Consider the following 16,932-nt stretch of genomic DNA (forward strand, 5'->3'; position numbering starts at 1 on the left):
ATTCTCTGGCAGAGTATGGTCATGCTCACAGTTATTGGCGAGGGGCTGGTTGATGTTGTCCAGCGGTCCTCCGGCGTCCAGGCCCATGTCGGCGGCAGCCCCCTCAACGTGGCGGTGGGGCTGGCGCGGCTGGACCATCCGGTCCAGTTCATCGGCCGCTACGGCCGCGATGCGTATGGCGAGGCCCTGGCCGCGCACCTGAAGTCGAGCTCCGTGCTGCTCCCGCTGGGACCCGACGAGCTGCCCACCAGTGTGGCCTCCGCCCTGATCGACGACGCCGGCGCCGCCACGTACACGTTCGACCTCGCCTGGGAGCTTCCCGGCGTCGCGGCGCGACTGCCGTTCCTGCTCCAGGGAACCACGCTGCTGCACACCGGTTCGATCGCCACCATGCTGGCGCCGGGCGCCGCCGACGTGTTTGCCGCCGTCGAGCGCGCCCACCCGTCCGCCACCATCAGCTTCGACCCCAATTGCCGTCCCAGCATCATCCCGGACGTGGACTACGCCCGCGGGCAGGCCGAAAAGTTTGTGCGCCTCGCCGACGTTGTGAAGGCCTCCGACGAGGACCTCGAATGGCTCTACCCGGGCGTGGACCCGCTGGACTCGGCCCGCCGTTGGCAGGCGTTGGGCGGTTCCGAAGGGCCGGCAATGGTGGTGGTGACCCGCGGCAGCAAGGGGCCCTGGGGCATCAACGCCGCCGGTGAGGCGCAGTTCCCGGCCCCTGAGATCAACGTCGCGGACACAGTCGGCGCCGGGGATTCCTTCATGGCCGCGCTCCTGTCCGGCGTGGTGGATCTGGGCCTGGACGGGGCACAAAACCGCAAGGGCCTGCGCGAACTCTCCGCCGAAAGCCTCCGCGATGTCCTCGCCCATGCCTCCCGGGCAGCGGCGGTCACCGTGTCCCGCGCCGGCGCGAACCCGCCCACGCGCGCGGAACTGGCACGGATGGAAATGGGGGCCCAGCCCCTGCAGTGAGTGAAAGGCAGCCATGACACGGCACGATGTTCCGGTGTTCCCCGTCCGCAGTGAATCCTACGCGGAGGGCCAGACGCTCCCGGCCGCCCAGCGCAGCGGCAAAATGCGCGCCGGCGGCCGGGACGAATCCCCGCAGCTGAGCTGGAGTGGCGCCCCGGCCGGCACCAAGGGCTACGCGCTGACGATGTTCGACCCCGACGCCCCGGGGCGCGGCGGCTTCTGGCACTGGGCCGTGCTGGACGTCCCCGCCGACGTCACCTCGTTGCCGGCAGGAGCGGGCGCCGAGGGCGGCAGGCTCCTTCCCGCGGGCGCCATCCAGTTGAAGAACGACGCCGGATTCCATGGCTACCTGGGCGCCGCACCGCCTCCCGGACACGGGCCGCACCGGTACGTCATCACCGTCCACGCGCTCGACATCGCACCGTCCGGACTCAACGAGCACACCGCTCCGGGCAGCCTGGAGGCGAAGCTGTCGCAGCACACCCTGGGCCGGGGCACGCTGACCGGCATCTTCGAACGTCACTGAGCCCGCCGCCGCCCGCCGAGCCTGTCGCCCCTGTCGCCGAGTTCGCCGGAACCTCCCCAATTCGCCGTGATTGTCCGGCGAACCCGACGCGGTCCGGCGAACTCGGCGAATGCGGCCGCGAGGGCCTGCCGCCCCGGCGCACGTAGACTGGCACTATGCGGCTGGTAGCAAGTGACATTGACGGAACGATCCTCGGCCATGACGGCAAAATCAGCGACCGGACCGTCCGCGCGTTCCACGCCTGCCGCGACGCCGGGCTGGAACTGGTGTTCGTCACCGGACGGCCGCCGCGCTGGCTCCACCCCCTGCAGGACCAGCTGGGGCATGCCGGAACGGTCATCTGCTCCAACGGCGCCGTCGTGTGGGACCTCGAGGCCGACCGCCTGCTCTCGGCGCGGACACTGGACCTCGACGCCATGTTCGAGGCCCGCCGCATCATCAAGCGGCTGCGTCCGTCCGCGCTGTTTGCCGCCGAAACCCTGACCGGCTTCCATCTGGAACCGGGCTTTATCGAAAACGGCTCGAGCGAACTGCTCGCGGAATTCACCCCGGCCCCGCTTCACTCCACCCTCACGGAGGCGGACGCCGTGGCGAAGTTCCTGGCCATTGTCCGCGAAGGCACCGCCGATGAGTTCCTGGCCGAGGTGACGCCCGCCGTCGCCCATCTGGCCGCCGCGACGCACTCGGCGCCGAACATGGCGCTCCTCGAGCTGTCCCTGCCAGGCGTGAACAAGGCCGTGGCCCTGGCTGAATATGCGTCGTCCCTCGGCATCGGCGCCGCGGACGTGGTGGCATTCGGGGACATGCCCAACGACATCGAGATGCTTCGCTGGGCCGGGCACGGCTACGCGATGGCCAGCGGCCACCCGGAAGCGATCCGGGCCGCCGGCCGGCAGGCCCCGCACTTCGACGACGACGGCGTCGCCCAGATCCTCGAGTCAAAGCTCGCCGAACTCGGCGTCCGGCTGCCCTAAAACCCCGGTCCCGCACCCGCTCCCCACGCCCGCCCCGGCCCAGGTCCCCACGCCCACGCCCCGGCCCAGGTCCCCGCACCGGTCGCCCGGTTCCCGGCGGACACCGGATTCCCAGCTCGCGGTCAACTGGCGTTCACCTTGGCCTCCTAGGCTGGAAGCTCGCGACGAAACGTTTGACCGAGAATGGGGACATCATGGCCAGGCACCGCATCAACAACACGGACGAACAACCCCTGCACCCGGTGGAACCGGACCGGCACTGGCGGCAGCTGCGCCAGGGCGACCGCGTCAGCGTCCGGCTCGCCCCGGGCCTTGAGACCGGCGGGCTTGTGGACGCCGTGACGGCGGACCACAGCGTCGTTTGGGTCGACCTCGACGGCGGCCGCGGCCGCACGCTGCTGCACTGCAGCGACGGCGTCGAAATCCGCCAGCAGGCTCCTGACAGCCCGTCCCACTGAGGCCCACTGAGGCCCGCTGACCCGGCCCGCCAGTACCGGCCCCCAAGCCCCGGTCGAATCCCGGTCCCGGCAGACCAAGGTACGCTTCAGGAGTGACTGACCTGCACCCCTACTTTGCCCCTCGCGGGGATCGCGACGGCGGCCCGGAGGGCGCCGCCACCCCGGCCCCGGGCGGTTCCCGGGCGCCGCTGGCGCTGGCCCACCGGGGCTTCTCACTGGACGGGCTGGAGAACTCGATGGCCGCGTTCCGCGCCGCCGTCGACCTCGGGTTCCGGCATCTGGAGACGGACGTGCACACCACGGCCGACGGCGTGTTGGTGCTCTTCCACGACAAGACCCTGGACCGGATCACGGAGGGCCGGGGCCAAATCGCTGACCTTCCCGCCTCAACCGTGGCCCGGGCCAGGATCGGCGGGACCGAACCGATCCCGCGGTTCGATGAGTTGATCGCTGCCTTCCCGGACGTCCGGCTCAATATCGACGTCAAGGACTGGAACTCCGTGGGCACCCTGGCCTCGGCGATCGAACGCCACGGACTGCACGACCGCGTGCTGGTGGCCAGTTTCTCGGACCGGCGGCGCCGGGCAGTGCTGAAGCAGCTGAGCCGTCCCGCCGCGAGCTCGGCCGGCATCGTGTCCAACGCCGTGTTCGTCCTGCTGGGCCCCGTGCTGCCGACGCCGCTGATGTCCGCCGTGGTGCGCCGGGCTCTGCGCGGAGTCCACGCCCTGCAGGTCCCCGTCCGCTACGGCGCCGTGCCGGTGGTGACGCCGGGCTTCATCCGGCGGGCACACCGGCACGGGCTGCAGGTCCACGTCTGGACAATCAACGAGCCCGCGGAAATGCACCGGCTGCTTGACCTTGGCGTCGACGGGATTGTCACGGACCGCGCGGACCTGCTCAAGTCGGTCCTCCAGGAGCGCGGGACCTGGTCCTGAAGGATCGCTCCGGCCAGGCGCGCAGCAAAGCGGGGGTGACGGCCGCGGCCTGGGGGCGGCGTTTCGCTTGCCGGGAGTTAGCGGGGGTGGACATCGGCGTCTCCCGAGTGCTGGGTTACCGGGACACCTTCGCTCGTGAGGTGGTCGGCCATATTGAACCCCTCCAGCTGCCATTCCCCCCGGCCGCCGGGCCGGATGAAGCGGCTGAGGGAGGCGTTGAGGATGGTGGACGCGGCCGCGATGTCCAGCAGCTGCTCCTCCGAGAGCCCCTCCAGGATGTAGCGGATGAGCAGGATCACGGCATCGTGGCAGACCAGCAGGACGCCCCCGCCCGGATGCCTGGTGTCGAGGTCGGCGAGCAGCGAGCGAAGCCGCAGCACGACGTCCGCCCAGGACTCGCCGCCCGGGGGCCGGTAGTAGAACTTGCCGAGCCACCGCCGCCGGCCGGCCTCCTCCGGGAGTCGGGCTTCCACCCCGGCCGAAGTGAGCATGTCCAGGATGCCGAGCTCACGGTCGCGCAACCGCTCATCGATCAGGATAGATGTTTGCCAGCCGCCGGTCTGGACGGCGAGTTCCGCGGTCTGGCGTGCGCGCAGGTAGGGCGAGGACCAGACTGGCGTGCGCCGGCCGTCCGGGTAGTCCGCGAGGAGTCTGCCCAGGGCCAGCGCCTGCTCCCGTCCCGTGTCCGACAATCCGACGTCCGCGTCCCGGGCCGGGACGTCAATGACATGCGCGCCGGCCTGCTGAGCCAGCGTGGCGGCAACGTTGCCCTGGCTTTCACCGTGCCGCACGAGCAGTAACTCGCTCACGCCCGGAACGCCGTGTCCATAGTGGCTCACCGTCCCCCTATCCGTTGCTTTCCAACGTCGTCCTCTGCCGGGCGGGCCCGGGCTGGAATATGTGTGGCAGAAAGGTTACTCCCGGTGGCGCGGATTTGTCCCCTGCACCGGCGATCGAGCAACACCGGGGCCGCCGGGCTGGCAGGATAGAGCCATGCGCATCCTCATCGCCCCGGACAAGTTCAAGGGTTCCCTCACCGCCGTCGAAGCCGCCGCGGCCATTGCCGAAGGCGCCCTCCGCGTCTACCCCGAGGCCGACGCCATCCAGTTCCCGGTGGCCGACGGCGGCGAAGGAACCCTCGAGGCGGCCGTCGCGGCCGGCTACGAGGAACGGCTCAACGCGGTCGTCGGCCCGATCCTGGCCCCGATCGGTGCCGCGTGGGCCATCCGGGCGGATGCTTTCGGCGGCGCCACCGCGGTGATTGAAACGGCGCAGGCCTCAGGGCTGGCGCACATGGAGCCCACACCGGCCAACGCCCTGCGCGCCCACAGCTACGGCTGCGGCCAGCTGATCGCCGCCGCACTGGACGCCGGTGCCACGGAAATCGTGCTGGGCGTAGGCGGTTCGGCCATGAGCGACGGCGGCAGCGGGGCCCTCCGCGCCCTCGGACTCAAGCCGTTGGACGCCGCCGGCAACGTGGTGCCCCTCGGCGGCGGGTCGCTTGCCGACGTCGCGTCCGTGGACATCAGCGGCCTGGACCCGCGGCTGGCCGGGGTGAAGTTCAGGATCGCCGTCGACGTCCAAAACCCGCTGTTCGGCAGTGACGGCGCGGCACACGTGTTCGGACCGCAAAAAGGCGCCGACGCCGATGCGGTGGAACTGCTCGACGCCGGCCTGCGCAACTGGGCTTCGGTCCTGCGCCAGAGTACCGGCCGGGACGTCAACGTGCCCGGCGCCGGGGCGGCCGGCGGGTTCCCGGCGTCGTTCCTGGCCTTCAGCACGGCCGCCCTGGAAGGCGGCTTCGAGCTGGTGGCCGGCCTCACCGGGCTGGACGCGAAACTCGCGGTGGCTGATTTGGTCATCACCGGAGAAGGCTCCATGGACAGCCAATCGCTGACAGGCAAGGCGCCGATCGCCCTCGCCGATGCCGCCCAGGCCCTTGGCATTCCGGTGGTCGTGGTGGCCGGCCGGATCCTCGTCACCCCGGAGGACCTTGCCCGTCACGGCGTGGTGGCCGCGGCGCAGCTGCTGGACGTCGCCGGCAGCCCCCAGGACGCAGTAGCAAACGCCGCAAAGTACCTTACCTGGGTCACCAGCCAGGTCCTCGAAGGCGCCTGACGCCCCTGCTGGCCGGCTGCGCCGGCCAGCTTGCCGCCTAGGCGCCGGTCTCGTAGTGCGGTTCGGCCACGGGTTTGGACTCGGGGGAGCCCTTCTCGCGAAGGTAGACCGAGGCGCCCACCAGGACCGCGACGGCGAGGAACTCGCTTTGCCAGTTCTGGAAGGACTCGAACCAGAATCGGCTCGTCGCCAGATAGCCCAGCACCGTCACGGTGGGCTGGCCGTGCGCCTGCTGGTCACTGTTGTAGTCCTCCGCGCCGCCAACCGCGTGCAGGGCGATCGACGCCAGGAACAGCAGGAGGAACATGATCGAAAGCGAGTGTTCATAGAGCTTGAGGACCCAGCCGCCGCGCCGCACCGGCCACGGCGTGGACTCCTTGAGCTTTGCCTGCCGGGGATCCTCGTCTTGCGGGGCGGTCCGGCCCACCGGCTTGGACTCGGAGGACCCTTTCTGGAACAGGAAGACGGTGAGGATGACGTACATGCCCATCTGCAGGAATTCCGACTCCCAGTTCTCGAAAGTCGCCTCCAGGAAGTTCCCGGTGCCAAGGTACTGCAGGACGGTCACGGCAGGTTCGCCGTGGGCAAGCTGCTCGTCGCTGTAGGTGCTTGCCCCGCTCAGGACCATGCCGCCGAAAAACACGACGAACAGCCCGATGTTGGCCAGAAGCAGTCCATGTTCCTTGACCCACTTGCCCATGGTTCCCGTGCCTGCGGTGTGGCGCTCATGTGAAACGTTTGTCATAGCGACTCCTCTTTGCGGGCCCGTCGACGGATCCAGGCAGGGACAAGTACCAGCAGCAGCACCAGCACGGCGAGCAGCCCGACGCCGGCGATCACGCCCGCCGTCCGGCCTACGGTGACATCGAAGATCAGTGAGGTGGTGCCCACGCTCAGCAGCCCCACCCCGGTCAACGAAAACCTGACGATGATGTCCGCGCTGCTCACGAGGGCCTGCTTCAGCCCTTGCCGGAACAGCCGGCGGTGCACGCTCACGGGCAGCAGGATCGTGGCCGTGGTCAGGGCGGCCAAGACGACGTTGGCGAGATACAGGCGGGTCTGGTAGTCATCGAGCGTCTCGAAGCGCGACTGGAACGGCAGCGTCAGGAGGAAGCCGGCGAGAATCTGGACGCCGGTCTGCAGTACGCGCAGTTCCTGCAGCAGTTCGACCCAGTTGCGGTCCATCCGCTCCGCAACGGACTCGTCCCTGCCGTCGTTCTTCGGCACTACTGGGCCAGTCATCGGTACTCCTCCGCAAAATCCTGAAACCAAGGCCGCCACAACATGCGGCCCCACCCTCAACCTAGGCTTGAGAGTTGCCAAAAACAAGTTGGTACTAAGCTTGCTGACGATATTGTGGTTAGGGTAGAAACTGATTACTTCGCTGGGATGGATTCAGCGGGCCCAGGCCCCATGGGACCGATGAACATCCTGGAAACCGACACGTTGTTAGGCGGACTATGAGCGACTCAAGCGAACGGCAGGATCAGCCCAAGCAGCCCGAACAGCCGCGCGATCCGCGCGCCGGCTACCATTCCGGCCCGTTCCCGGAACAGGTCCAGAAGCAGCCCGGCCTCACCGCGCCCATGGAGCCCAAGCCGGACCACGGCGAGGAAAGCTACCGCGGCAGCGGTGCCCTGAGCGGCAAGGCCGCCCTGATTACCGGCGGCGACTCCGGGATCGGCAGGGCGGTGGCAATCGCCTTCGCCCGTGAGGGGGCCGACGTCGCCATCTCCTACCTGCCGGAGGAAGAAGACGACGCGCAGGACACCGCCGAGTGGATCCGAAAGGCCGGCCGCAAGGCCCTGCTGCTCCCCGGCGACGGCCGCAGCGAGGACTTCGCGGCGGACATCGTGAAGGCGACGCTGGCCGAATTCGGGCGCCTCGACGTCCTGGTGCTGAATGCGGCCTACCAGAAGAACCGCGAGAGCTTCGAATCACTGCCCACCGAAGAGTTTGATCGAGTTTTCAAAACCAATCTGTACTCCCTGCTCTGGACGGCCCGTGCCGCGGTCCCGCATCTGGAAGCGGGAGCGTCGATCATCACCACTGCGTCAATCCAGGCCTTCAACCCGTCCCCGGAACTCATTGACTACGCCATGACCAAGGCGGCCCAGGTGGCTTTCACCAAAGCCCTGGCCCAGGAGCTCGGACCCAAGGGGATCAGGGTCAACGCCGTGGCCCCGGGTCCCATCTGGACACCGCTGATTCCGGCCACCGAATGGCCCGACAAGCTCCCGTCCTTCGGCCAGGACACGCCCCTGCAGCGGGCGGGGCAGCCGGCGGAGCTCGCGGCCGCCTATGTCCTTCTCGCCTCCGACCACGGATCCTATATTTCCGGAGCCGTGCTTCCGGTCACCGGAGGCAAGGGTCTCTGAACCCGCTCTGAACCCGCTCCGGACCCGTCCACTGCCAGCTAGTCCCATTTCCAGCACGAGTTTCCAGTACCAGGAGGAATGACATGACTGAAAACCAGCAGGATCCCAAGACCGTCACCGAGGAAGCGGGCGGCTACGGCACGCCGACCGCCGAGCAGGAGATGGGCGGCGATGGGAAGAAATTTGCCCAGCCCCGCGAGGAGGAGGCCTTCGACGCCGCCGGGCTGAACCAGGACAGCCCCGACGGCGAGACGTATCCGGCCGGCGCGCCGGACCTGAGCCAGTTCGGTGCAGAAGACCAAGACAGTGCAGGAGAACCCGGAGCAGGACGCTTCGGAGGAGCGGAGGAACAAATGAGTTCAGAAAACGCCAGCGCAACCCCCGGCTTCGACCCGGACGCCTCGGAGAATTCCGAGACGGCAGTGCCGTCGTCGGAAGCGGAGATGGACGGTGCCAACACGGAAGAGCCCGACGCCGGGCGGCCCTTCTCCTCTGAGTCCGGACAGGACGCGGCGGGGCTGCCGGACGGCTCCGGGACGGACCTGCCGGAGAACAAGTCGCCGAAGGACCGCGACGATGACAAGAACGCCTTCGACGCCGGCTAGTCCCAGGTCCGTCGCGCCCCGCCGCTGCCGGCGCTGCCGGCCGTGACAGCGAAAAGGCCGGACTCCTGCCCGTGGGCGGAGTCCGGCCTTTCTCGTCGGCGGGGTTGCCCGCCCGCAGCGCGCTTCCGGGCGGCGTTCTTTAGCGGCGCTTCTTGGGGGAGCGCTTGACCGCTGCCTTGACCGCGGCCGTCGAAGCTGCGGCCGGCGCGGAATCTTCGGTTTCCGGTTCGGCCACCGTGCCGCGCACCTTCGCGATCGCCTTCATGCCGTGGTAGATCACCAGGGCCGCGGCCGAGCCGAGCGCAATCCCGGTGAACTTCAAGTCGCCGATGGTCCAGGTGTAGTCGGCAATCCCGACAATCAGGGCGACGGCGGCCGTGGTCAGGTTGATCGAGTTGGAGAAGTTCACCTTGTTCTGGACCCAGATTTTCACGCCCAGCACGCCGATCATGCCGTAAAGCATCGTGGCCGCGCCGCCCAGGACGCCGGCGGGGACGGTGGCGATAAGCTCGCCAAACTTCGGCGAGAAGCTCAGGATCACAGCGAAGGCGCCGGCCACCCAGTACGCCGCCGTCGAATACACCTTCGTGGCGGCCATGACGCCGATGTTCTCGGCATACGTGGTCGTCCCGGACCCGCCGCCAAGACCGGCAAGTACGGTGGCGGCGCCGTCGGCCAGCAGCGCGCGGCCGGAGACGCCGTCGAGGTTCTGCCCCGTCATGGCGGACACGGATTTCACGTGGCCGATGTTCTCTGCCACCAGCACCAGTACGACCGGCACGAAGAGGCCCACGACGCCCAGGTGGAATTCGGGGGTCTGGAAATGCGGCAGGCCCACCCACCCAGCACTGTCCACCTTGGAGAAGTCCACCTCGCCCCGGATCATCGCAACAAGGTAGCCCACCAGGACACCCACCAGGATGCTCAGCCGGCCCAGCATGCCGCGGAACAGCACGCTGACCACGATGATGACGGCCAGGGTGATGAAGGCGGTGACGGGGGCCTGGTCGAAGTTGGCCTTCGCCGCGGGTGCCAGGTTCAGGCCGATCAGCGCCACGATCGCGCCGGTCACGATCGGCGGCATGACCCGGTTGATCCAGCCGGCGCCGAACTTCTGCACTACGGCGCCGACGACGGCGAGGGTCGCGCCTGCCAGGACCACGCCGCCGAGTGCCCCGGGGACGCCGAACTGCTGCTGGGAAGCCATGATCGGCGCGATGAACGCGAAGCTGGAACCGAGGTAGCTGGGCACCCGTCCCTGCGTGATGACCAGGAACAGGAGCGTGCCAATGCCGGAGAAGAACAGGGTGGTGGCTGGCGGCATGCCCGTGATGATCGGGACTAGGAAGGTAGCACCGAACATGGCCACAACATGCTGCATCCCGATCCCTACCGTCAGGGGCCAGGTGAGCCGCTCATCCGGCCTGACGACCTCACCGGGGCGGACGGACTTGCCGTTGCCGTGGAGCTTCCATTTGGTGCCGAGCATGCTCATGCCGGGAGCCTTTCAGAGAATGTGGGGCGGGCGGGAAGGAATCTTCCCGAGCAACTTTACCGCGCAGCATTTACCGGCCGTCCCGTCGGGCCGGCGTGCTGCGGGCCGGGCCAGTGTGCCCGACGTCACAGGACGCAGCGGGAAGCAGGCGCCGTCCGTTGAAGTTGCAACTATTGACAGCAGGAGACGCCGGCCGCCCAAGAGTGCGCCGGCCCAGCGAAAGGGATGCCCATGACACTCGCCCACGATGAAGCAGTAATCGAGGCAGCCGCCGTCGACGCCATCTTTGCCGAAGCCCGCACGGCGAACGCCTTCACCGGCGCCGTCACCGACGAGCAGGCCCGCGCGATTTACGAACTGACGAAGTTCGGCCCCACGGCGTTCAACTCCCAGCCGCTGCGCGTTACGTACGTGCGCTCCGACGAAGCCCGCGCCACGCTTGTTGATGCGCTGGCCGCCGGAAACCGCGCCAAGACGGCATCAGCGCCGCTCGTCGCGGTCCTGAGCTACGACACCGCGTGGCAGGACCAGTGGGACGCGTTCCTTCCCGGCTACAACGCCCCCAAAGCCATGTATGACGCCGCGCCGGAACTCGCCGCGGCCACGGGCAACAACAACGCCCACCTGCAGGCCGGCTACTTCATCCTCGCGGTCCGCACCCTGGGCCTCGCGGCAGGTCCCATGACCGGTGCCGACTTCGCCAAGATCGACGCTGCGTTCTTCCCCGACGGGAGCCAGAAGAGCTTCCTGGTGGTCAACATCGGCCAGCCCGGGGCAGACGCCTGGGGCGAAGCCAAGCCGAAATTCGCCTACGAGGACGTCGTCCGCACCGTCTAACAGCCTGCGGCGCCGTCCTCCCGCGGAGGTGCCTGCGGCACTGTCCTTTCGCGGAGGTGCCTGCGGCGCTGTCCTTTCGCGGAGGTGCCTGCGGCGCTGTCCTCCCGCGGAGGTGCCTCCGGCACTGTCCTCCCGCGGAGGTGCCTCCGGCACTGTCCTCCCGCGGAGGTGCCTCCGGCACCATGGGGGACAGGCCGGAGGCACGCGGGATGCGATTCTGCGGTTCAGCGCAAGGCCCACATCCAAGGCCACTTCCCATTTTAGTCCGCGCCGTCGCCGCCGGCACTGTGAGTTTGCGGCGCCTGCCCGGCCCCGGAGGCGCCGCGGCGTGGCACACTTTTCCCATGCGGAACCTGATCGCGGTGGCCTTCGTGGAACCAGTAGCCGAAGGGCTCGAGTTTCCCCGGGATGACTGGCCGCTGCATCTCACCCTGGTCAAGTTCGACGTGGTCAAGGCCGGCGTCGTGAAGTCCGACGTCGTCGAACCCGGCCAGGAAACCCGCGCCGAACCCGCGCCGGGCACGCCGCCGGCCGCGGGCGATCCGCTCGCCGACCACATCGCCGCCCTCATGGCGGACCCGGTGGCCGCTGCCCTGGGCTGCCGGATCAGCGTGGGCGGCGAAGCCGGGTTCGGGCGCGCAGGGTCAATCCCGGTCAACCTGATTGAACCCAGCGACGAGCTGCAGGTCCTCCACAACGAGCTGGTCCGGATCGTGGATCAGCTGCCCGGCCGGATCTCCACGCCTGCCTACACCCTGGAGGGGTACCGGCCGCACGTCTCGCACCACGGCGACAAGCGGCTCCGGCAGGGCGACACGTTCGCGCTTGACCGAATAGCGCTCGTGGACATGGCGCCCGACGGCGGGCACGCCACGCGCCGGATCCTGAAGTTGTGGACCGCCGGCCAGGCGTAGGCGAGGCGCCAGAACGGCGTCTTGGGAGGGCCCGGCGTCATATCCGCGACGCCGGCGCTGGATTCCTGCGGACCGGGTGCCATACTTGGGTCAACTTCGGCAGCTATTCGACGGTTATTCGAAGACGAAGTGAGTATTTCGGGCAAGTCACAGCGGACCGGGGGGACCACTAAATGATGCTTGACGCCGCGACACTGCGGGTTGCCTTGGCGCTTGTCGACCTCACACTGCTCATGCTTTTCTACTTCATTACGTTCCGGCGCACCCGGTCGCACTACAGCGGCTGGTGGTGCATGGCGCTCCTGCTGTTCCTGGTCGGCAACGCCGCGTACCTGCTGGAGGGTACGGCGCAGCAGGGGTGGGCCATCCCTGCCGGCAACGTCCTGCTGGTCGCCGGTGCCGCCAGCATCTGGGCCGGCGGACGATCCCTCCGTGCCCCCTCCCTCCGGCCTTGGCAGCTCGCGGCCGGTCCTGCCGCCACCGCCGTCGCTTCCTTCCTCGGCCACCCGGCCACCAACGTCTGGGCGGGAGGCCCGGTGTACCTGGGATTCATGGCCGTGTTGATCGGCCTGGCATCCCGGGAGCTGTTCCTGCTCGAGCGCGACTACTCGCGCGTCCACCGTCCCCTCGCCGTGGGCGCCGGCATCCTGGCCGTGTTCTACCTGGGCCGCCTGGTCGCTTTCCTGGCGAACGGACCGGACGGTGCGGTCTTCACGTTGGTGTTCGGCTCCGTCCCCATGACCGTCTTCTCGACGATCACGCTCGTGGTTGCTTCCTTCACCATGGCCGAGCTGAGCTACGAACAGCAGACCCAGGATCTCCGGGCACGGGCCACCGTGGACGGCCTCACGGGCCTGCTCAACCGTTCTGCGTTCCTGGACCTCGCCGAAAACGAACTGCGCCGTTTGCGCCGGACCGGCACCACGGCATCGATCATCCTCGCGGACCTGGACCACTTCAAGGCCATCAACGATCAGTTCGGCCACTCGGCCGGAGACTCCGCTCTGCAGGCCTTTGCCAGGGCCTGCTCCGGCACCGTCCGCTCCACCGACCTCGTGGGCCGTTACGGCGGCGAGGAATTCATCCTCCTGCTGCCTGGCGTCACGCCGGACCGGGCACGGGAAATCGCTGCCGACATCAGCGTCCGGCTCCATCAATCCGGCTCCGCAGTCATTCCCCGGCTGCCCACCGTGAGCTACGGTATCGCGTCCACCGGCGCCGGCCCGGGCGGCCTCGACGCCGCAGTGATCTCGGCCGACGCGGCCCTCTACCAGGCAAAGACGCTTGGCAGGGACCGCGCCGAGTTGGCCACCGGCGGCTGAACTACGAGATAACCCCGTCCACCAGCGCCTTCGCCTCGGCCTGGACCTGCTTGAGGTGCTCGGTACCCTTGAAGGACTCGGCGTAGATCTTGTAGACGTCTTCCGTGCCGGAGGGCCGGGCCGCGAACCAGGCGTTTTCGGTAACGACCTTGAGGCCGCCAATCGCGGCGCCGTTGCCCGGCGCTTCGGTCAGTTTGGCCGTGATCGTTTCGCCGGCCAGTTCGGTCGCGGTGACGTCCGACGGCGAGAGCTTGCCCAGCGCCGCCTTCTGCTCCCGGGTGGCGGCCGCGTCGATCCGGGCGTAGACGGGGTCGCCGAACTGGTCGGTGAGGCCCTTGTACAGCTGCGACGGTGATTTGCCCGTCACCGCCGTGATCTCCGAGGCCAGCAGAGCCAGCAGGATGCCATCCTTGTCGGTGGTCCAGACGCTCCCGTCCATCTTGTTAAAGGAGGCACCGGCGGATTCCTCGCCGCCGAAGGCGCCCTCTCCGGACAGCAGCCCGGGGACGAACCACTTGAAGCCCACGGGCACTTCGACAAGTTTGCGGCCCAGGCTCTCGGCCACGCGGTCGATGATGGATGAGGAAACCAGGGTCTTGCCGATCACGGACTGCGGGTTCCAGCCGGTCCGGTGCCGGTACAGATAATCGATGGCGACGGCGAGGTAGTGGTTTGGGTTCATCAGCCCGCCGTCCGGGGTGACGATCCCGTGGCGGTCGGCGTCGGCGTCGTTGCCTGTGGCGACGTCGAACTTGGCGCCGTCGGACATGCGGTTGATCAGGGACGCCATCGCCGACGGCGAGGAGCAATCCATCCGGATCTTCTCGTCCCAGTCCAGCGTCATGAAAGCCCACTGCGGGTCGACGGTGGGGTTGACCACGGTGAGGTTCAGGTGGTGGCGCTCACCGATCTCGCCCCAGTAGTCCACCGACGCTCCGCCCATCGGGTCGGCGCCGATCCGGACGCCCGCCTCGCGGATCGCGTTGAGATCCAGTACCGACGGGAGGTCGTCGACGTAGCTGCTCAGGAAGTCGAACTTGCCGGTGGTCCCGGCGGCCAGGGCCTCGGCCACCGGAATCCGCTTGACGCCGCGCAGGCCGTTTTCCAGCAGCTCGTTGGCGCGGTTGGCGATCCAGCCGGTGGCGTCGGTGTCCGCGGGGCCGCCGTGCGGAGGGTTGTACTTGAATCCGCCGTCGCCCGGGGGGTTGTGGCTGGGGGTCACCACGATGCCGTCGGCCTGCGGCGCGCCAGGGGCGGCATTGCGGTTGTGCGTCAGGATGGCGTGGCTCAGGGCAGGGGTGGGCGTGTAGCCGTGGCGGGCGTCGATGAGGACGTGCACGCCGTTGGCTGCCAGCACCTCGAGGGCGGAGTTTTGTGCGGGCTCGCTCAGGCCATGGGTGTCCTTGGCCATGTAGAGGGGGCCGGTGATGCCCTGGCCTGCCCGGTATTCCACGATCGCCTGCGTGATGGCGAGGATGTGGGGTTCGTTGAAGGACGCCTTCAGGCTCGATCCCCGATGCCCGGAGGTGCCGAAGGCCACCCGCTGGCCCGGGTCCGAGAGGTCCGGCGAAATGTCGTAGTACGCATCCAAAAGCGCAGTGAGGTCAACAAGGTCTTGGGGTTGGGCAACTGTGCCCGCGCGGCTAGCCATGGCACCAGCATGCCAGACGAGGGCGGGGTGCAACACGGTTTCGCGCCAAACCCGCTCCTGTGACGAAAGAAAACCCGCCAATAGGCCCGGTCCCAAGCCAACCGTGCGGCGGTACTCTGGATCCAGAGACTTCTTGAGGGGACAAGCCATGACTGAACAGCCAAAACAAGGCAAAGACGAGACCCCGGAGGGCTACCAGCCGACCCTGCGCCTCCCGGACCAGCAACCCGACGTTTCGCCGGGGCAGGCACCACCCGCCGGCCAGGATCAGGGACCGTCGGCGACGCAGCAGTTCGCGCAACCCGAATCCCCGCAGCAGCCCTACCCGGGCCAGCAGCCTCACACAGGCCAGCAGCCTCACACTGGCCAGCAGCCCGACACGGGCGAGCAGCCCCACGTCGGACAGCAGCCCCACGTCGGACAGCAGCCCTACACCGGACAACAGCCCTACACCGGCCAGGCGGCACCTGACCGCGGCCAGTACTCAAGCCCGTACCCCCCGATCTACGGCCAGCCGGCCGCCCCGTATGGCCAGCCGTCGCCGTATGCCCAGCCGGGCAGCCCCAACGCCTACGGCCAGCCCGCGTACTACGGCGCGCCGCCGTCGCCCAAGAGTCTGAGCATCGCCAGCATGTGCTGCGGAATCGCGGCACTGGTGGGATTCGGATTCTTCCTGCTCCCACAGCTGGCCGCCGTGATTCTGGGGCACATGGCCCTGCGCCGCGAACCGGCCGGCCGGGGCATGGCGATCGCCGGCCTGGTGATGGGTTACGTGGGCATCGCCGTCACCATCCTGGTCCTGGTCATTTTCGGACTGGTCATCGGCACCGCGCGCAACAGCGGGTACGGAGCCTAGGTCTGCCCTGTGGCGCCGGAGCCGCGCCTGGTCAGGTTGTCAGCGCGGCCACCAGGGGCTTCGCGTTGGCCTCAAGCCAAGCGCGCCGGCGGTTGATCTGGCCGCCCACGCCCTCCTGCCACATCCGCGCCCAGCCGCCGCCCAGGGCGGCGGCGTTGTGCCGCATCCGCTCGTAGCTGAGCGCCGCGGCGTCGATCCCGGCGCCGGGCAGCCGGCGTCGTTCATCCTCGCTCCAGCCGTAGGCATCGGCGAAGATGCGCAGCCGGCGGAACGGATTCTGGTCTTCCCAGCCCGGCCACCTATCTGACGGGTCGCGGAGCGGCACCCAGTGCATGGCGGTGTTGAGCGAATCGTGAAGTGCCGTGGCGGGTCCGGCGAGGTCGAAATCCACCAGTCCCGCGGCCAGGCCGCCCCGGACCACCACATTCTGGGGTGTCACGTCCAGGTGGCAGATGAGTCCGGCGGCGTCGGCGGGGTTTGGCCGCACCGGCCGGGGCGGAAACGCGTGGGCCCGCGGCACGAAGCCGGCGGACGCGGTGTGCAGACGCCGCACCAGGCGGGCCACGGAGGCCAGCAGGTCCTCGGACTGCACCCAGGATTCCGGCGGCGTCCCGGCGCAGTCTCCCGGCACGAAGGTCAGGACGTCCCGGCCCTGCGGGTCGCGGCCGAGGAAGCGGGGGGAGCCCGCAAAACCGGCGTCGTCCAGCCAGTCGAGGTACTCGGCGACGGCGAGGGATTGCGGCTGGTGCGGGCGGCGGATGGTTCCGCCAACCCGCACCACGCCGTCGGTGACATCGCCTGCCGGCATGAGTTCGACGTCGGACGCCTCGCCGGGGGCGGGGGTGTAGACGCGCGAAGCAACCGGAACGCGATGTGCGGTGCTCATCG

The 16,932-nt window shown here is 68.8% G+C and carries 18 protein-coding genes; 12 read left to right on the forward strand and 6 right to left on the reverse strand.

Features of this window, described 5'->3' with window-relative positions; all coding sequences use genetic code 11:
* Positions 1 to 21: 21 nt before the first annotated feature.
* From AC1DBX_RS18265 to AC1DBX_RS18285, 5 genes are all read left to right on the forward strand, one after another.
* A complete protein-coding gene (locus AC1DBX_RS18265) occupies positions 22 to 975 on the forward strand; it encodes a carbohydrate kinase family protein (protein ID WP_230010142.1) in 954 nt (317 codons plus the stop codon).
* Between the two features lie 13 nt (positions 976 to 988).
* On the forward strand, positions 989 to 1,501 hold the full coding sequence (locus AC1DBX_RS18270) for a YbhB/YbcL family Raf kinase inhibitor-like protein (RefSeq protein WP_476886777.1): 513 nt from the start codon (positions 989 to 991) through the stop codon (positions 1,499 to 1,501).
* Between the two features lie 155 nt (positions 1,502 to 1,656).
* Positions 1,657 to 2,475: an HAD family hydrolase gene (locus AC1DBX_RS18275; RefSeq protein ID WP_476886776.1), complete on the forward strand. Its 819-nt coding sequence runs from the start codon at positions 1,657 to 1,659 to the stop codon at positions 2,473 to 2,475.
* Between the two features lie 194 nt (positions 2,476 to 2,669).
* A complete protein-coding gene (locus AC1DBX_RS18280; RefSeq protein ID WP_476870222.1) occupies positions 2,670 to 2,933 on the forward strand; it encodes a hypothetical protein in 264 nt (87 codons plus the stop codon).
* Positions 2,934 to 3,025: 92 nt separating this feature from the next.
* On the forward strand, positions 3,026 to 3,868 hold the full coding sequence (locus AC1DBX_RS18285; RefSeq protein WP_476859532.1) for a glycerophosphodiester phosphodiesterase family protein: 843 nt from the start codon (positions 3,026 to 3,028) through the stop codon (positions 3,866 to 3,868).
* 77 nt (positions 3,869 to 3,945) lie between these two features.
* Here the strand turns inward: AC1DBX_RS18285 and AC1DBX_RS18290 are convergent, their stop codons facing one another.
* A complete protein-coding gene (locus tag AC1DBX_RS18290; protein WP_476932400.1) occupies positions 3,946 to 4,677 on the reverse strand; it encodes a histidine phosphatase family protein in 732 nt (243 codons plus the stop codon).
* 184 nt (positions 4,678 to 4,861) lie between these two features.
* Here AC1DBX_RS18290 and AC1DBX_RS18295 point away from each other — a divergent pair, with 184 nt between their 5' ends.
* Positions 4,862 to 5,986 carry a glycerate kinase gene (locus AC1DBX_RS18295; protein WP_476870219.1) on the forward strand — a complete coding sequence of 375 codons (1,125 nt, stop codon included), beginning with the start codon at positions 4,862 to 4,864 and terminating at the stop codon, positions 5,984 to 5,986.
* A gap of 37 nt (positions 5,987 to 6,023) precedes the next feature.
* Here AC1DBX_RS18295 and AC1DBX_RS18300 read toward each other — a convergent pair whose 3' ends face one another.
* Positions 6,024 to 6,731, reverse strand: coding sequence for a DUF6766 family protein (locus tag AC1DBX_RS18300; RefSeq protein ID WP_476849932.1), 708 nt, complete (start codon positions 6,729 to 6,731; stop codon positions 6,024 to 6,026).
* A complete protein-coding gene (locus AC1DBX_RS18305) occupies positions 6,728 to 7,228 on the reverse strand; it encodes a DUF6328 family protein (RefSeq protein WP_028275968.1) in 501 nt (166 codons plus the stop codon). Before AC1DBX_RS18305 ends, AC1DBX_RS18300 begins: the two co-directional genes overlap by 4 nt.
* Positions 7,229 to 7,446: 218 nt before the next feature.
* Here AC1DBX_RS18305 and AC1DBX_RS18310 point away from each other — a divergent pair, with 218 nt between their 5' ends.
* Together AC1DBX_RS18310 and AC1DBX_RS18315 are read left to right on the forward strand one after the other, a co-directional pair.
* Positions 7,447 to 8,364 carry an SDR family oxidoreductase gene (locus AC1DBX_RS18310; RefSeq protein WP_476859527.1) on the forward strand — a complete coding sequence of 306 codons (918 nt, stop codon included), beginning with the start codon at positions 7,447 to 7,449 and terminating at the stop codon, positions 8,362 to 8,364.
* Positions 8,365 to 8,447: 83 nt separating this feature from the next.
* On the forward strand, positions 8,448 to 8,969 hold the full coding sequence (locus tag AC1DBX_RS18315) for a hypothetical protein (RefSeq protein ID WP_476932401.1): 522 nt from the start codon (positions 8,448 to 8,450) through the stop codon (positions 8,967 to 8,969).
* Positions 8,970 to 9,108: 139 nt separating this feature from the next.
* Here AC1DBX_RS18315 and AC1DBX_RS18320 read toward each other — a convergent pair whose 3' ends face one another.
* Positions 9,109 to 10,464 carry a uracil-xanthine permease family protein gene (locus AC1DBX_RS18320; RefSeq protein WP_223914722.1) on the reverse strand — a complete coding sequence of 452 codons (1,356 nt, stop codon included), beginning with the start codon at positions 10,462 to 10,464 and terminating at the stop codon, positions 9,109 to 9,111.
* A 231-nt stretch (positions 10,465 to 10,695) separates the two neighbouring features.
* Between AC1DBX_RS18320 and AC1DBX_RS18325 the strand changes: the two genes are divergently transcribed.
* The 3 genes from AC1DBX_RS18325 (at position 10,696) to AC1DBX_RS18335 (ending at position 13,537) form a co-directional block, all read left to right on the forward strand.
* Positions 10,696 to 11,301: a malonic semialdehyde reductase gene (locus tag AC1DBX_RS18325; RefSeq protein ID WP_476932402.1), complete on the forward strand. Its 606-nt coding sequence runs from the start codon at positions 10,696 to 10,698 to the stop codon at positions 11,299 to 11,301.
* 344 nt (positions 11,302 to 11,645) lie between these two features.
* A complete protein-coding gene (locus tag AC1DBX_RS18330; RefSeq protein ID WP_476932403.1) occupies positions 11,646 to 12,215 on the forward strand; it encodes a hypothetical protein in 570 nt (189 codons plus the stop codon).
* A gap of 173 nt (positions 12,216 to 12,388) precedes the next feature.
* Positions 12,389 to 13,537, forward strand: a complete 1,149-nt coding sequence (locus tag AC1DBX_RS18335; RefSeq protein ID WP_476932404.1) for a GGDEF domain-containing protein — start codon at positions 12,389 to 12,391, stop codon at positions 13,535 to 13,537.
* A gap of 1 nt (position 13,538) precedes the next feature.
* Here the strand turns inward: AC1DBX_RS18335 and pgm are convergent, their stop codons facing one another.
* Positions 13,539 to 15,188, reverse strand: a complete 1,650-nt coding sequence (gene pgm, locus AC1DBX_RS18340) for a phosphoglucomutase (alpha-D-glucose-1,6-bisphosphate-dependent) (RefSeq protein ID WP_476886763.1) — start codon at positions 15,186 to 15,188, stop codon at positions 13,539 to 13,541.
* A gap of 148 nt (positions 15,189 to 15,336) precedes the next feature.
* Here pgm and AC1DBX_RS18345 point away from each other — a divergent pair, with 148 nt between their 5' ends.
* On the forward strand, positions 15,337 to 16,044 hold the full coding sequence (locus AC1DBX_RS18345) for a DUF4190 domain-containing protein (protein ID WP_476886762.1): 708 nt from the start codon (positions 15,337 to 15,339) through the stop codon (positions 16,042 to 16,044).
* A 31-nt stretch (positions 16,045 to 16,075) separates the two neighbouring features.
* Here the strand turns inward: AC1DBX_RS18345 and AC1DBX_RS18350 are convergent, their stop codons facing one another.
* Positions 16,076 to 16,930 carry a phosphotransferase gene (locus tag AC1DBX_RS18350; RefSeq protein WP_476886761.1) on the reverse strand — a complete coding sequence of 285 codons (855 nt, stop codon included), beginning with the start codon at positions 16,928 to 16,930 and terminating at the stop codon, positions 16,076 to 16,078.
* Positions 16,931 to 16,932: the final 2 nt, after the last annotated feature.

The organism is Arthrobacter sp. 10N44_2, from assembly GCF_056394385.1.

Excerpts from the sequence above, each read along its gene's own strand:
- AC1DBX_RS18320 (WP_223914722.1), bottom strand. The coding sequence starts at position 10,464 with ATGAGCATGCTCGGCACCAAATGGAAGCTCCACGGCAACGGCAAGTCC.
- AC1DBX_RS18275 (WP_476886776.1), top strand. The coding sequence starts at position 1,657 with ATGCGGCTGGTAGCAAGTGACATTGACGGAACGATCCTCGGCCATGAC.
- AC1DBX_RS18270 (WP_476886777.1), top strand. The coding sequence starts at position 989 with ATGACACGGCACGATGTTCCGGTGTTCCCCGTCCGCAGTGAATCCTAC.
- AC1DBX_RS18345 (WP_476886762.1), top strand. The coding sequence starts at position 15,337 with ATGACTGAACAGCCAAAACAAGGCAAAGACGAGACCCCGGAGGGCTAC.
- AC1DBX_RS18350 (WP_476886761.1), bottom strand. The coding sequence starts at position 16,930 with ATGAGCACCGCACATCGCGTTCCGGTTGCTTCGCGCGTCTACACCCCC.
- AC1DBX_RS18335 (WP_476932404.1), top strand. The coding sequence starts at position 12,389 with ATGATGCTTGACGCCGCGACACTGCGGGTTGCCTTGGCGCTTGTCGAC.
- AC1DBX_RS18315 (WP_476932401.1), top strand. The coding sequence starts at position 8,448 with ATGACTGAAAACCAGCAGGATCCCAAGACCGTCACCGAGGAAGCGGGC.
- AC1DBX_RS18330 (WP_476932403.1), top strand. The coding sequence starts at position 11,646 with ATGCGGAACCTGATCGCGGTGGCCTTCGTGGAACCAGTAGCCGAAGGG.
- AC1DBX_RS18305 (WP_028275968.1), bottom strand. The coding sequence starts at position 7,228 with ATGACTGGCCCAGTAGTGCCGAAGAACGACGGCAGGGACGAGTCCGTT.
- AC1DBX_RS18325 (WP_476932402.1), top strand. The coding sequence starts at position 10,696 with ATGACACTCGCCCACGATGAAGCAGTAATCGAGGCAGCCGCCGTCGAC.
- AC1DBX_RS18265 (WP_230010142.1), top strand. The coding sequence starts at position 22 with ATGCTCACAGTTATTGGCGAGGGGCTGGTTGATGTTGTCCAGCGGTCC.
- AC1DBX_RS18300 (WP_476849932.1), bottom strand. The coding sequence starts at position 6,731 with ATGACAAACGTTTCACATGAGCGCCACACCGCAGGCACGGGAACCATG.
- AC1DBX_RS18280 (WP_476870222.1), top strand. The coding sequence starts at position 2,670 with ATGGCCAGGCACCGCATCAACAACACGGACGAACAACCCCTGCACCCG.
- pgm (WP_476886763.1), bottom strand. The coding sequence starts at position 15,188 with ATGGCTAGCCGCGCGGGCACAGTTGCCCAACCCCAAGACCTTGTTGAC.
- AC1DBX_RS18295 (WP_476870219.1), top strand. The coding sequence starts at position 4,862 with ATGCGCATCCTCATCGCCCCGGACAAGTTCAAGGGTTCCCTCACCGCC.
- AC1DBX_RS18310 (WP_476859527.1), top strand. The coding sequence starts at position 7,447 with ATGAGCGACTCAAGCGAACGGCAGGATCAGCCCAAGCAGCCCGAACAG.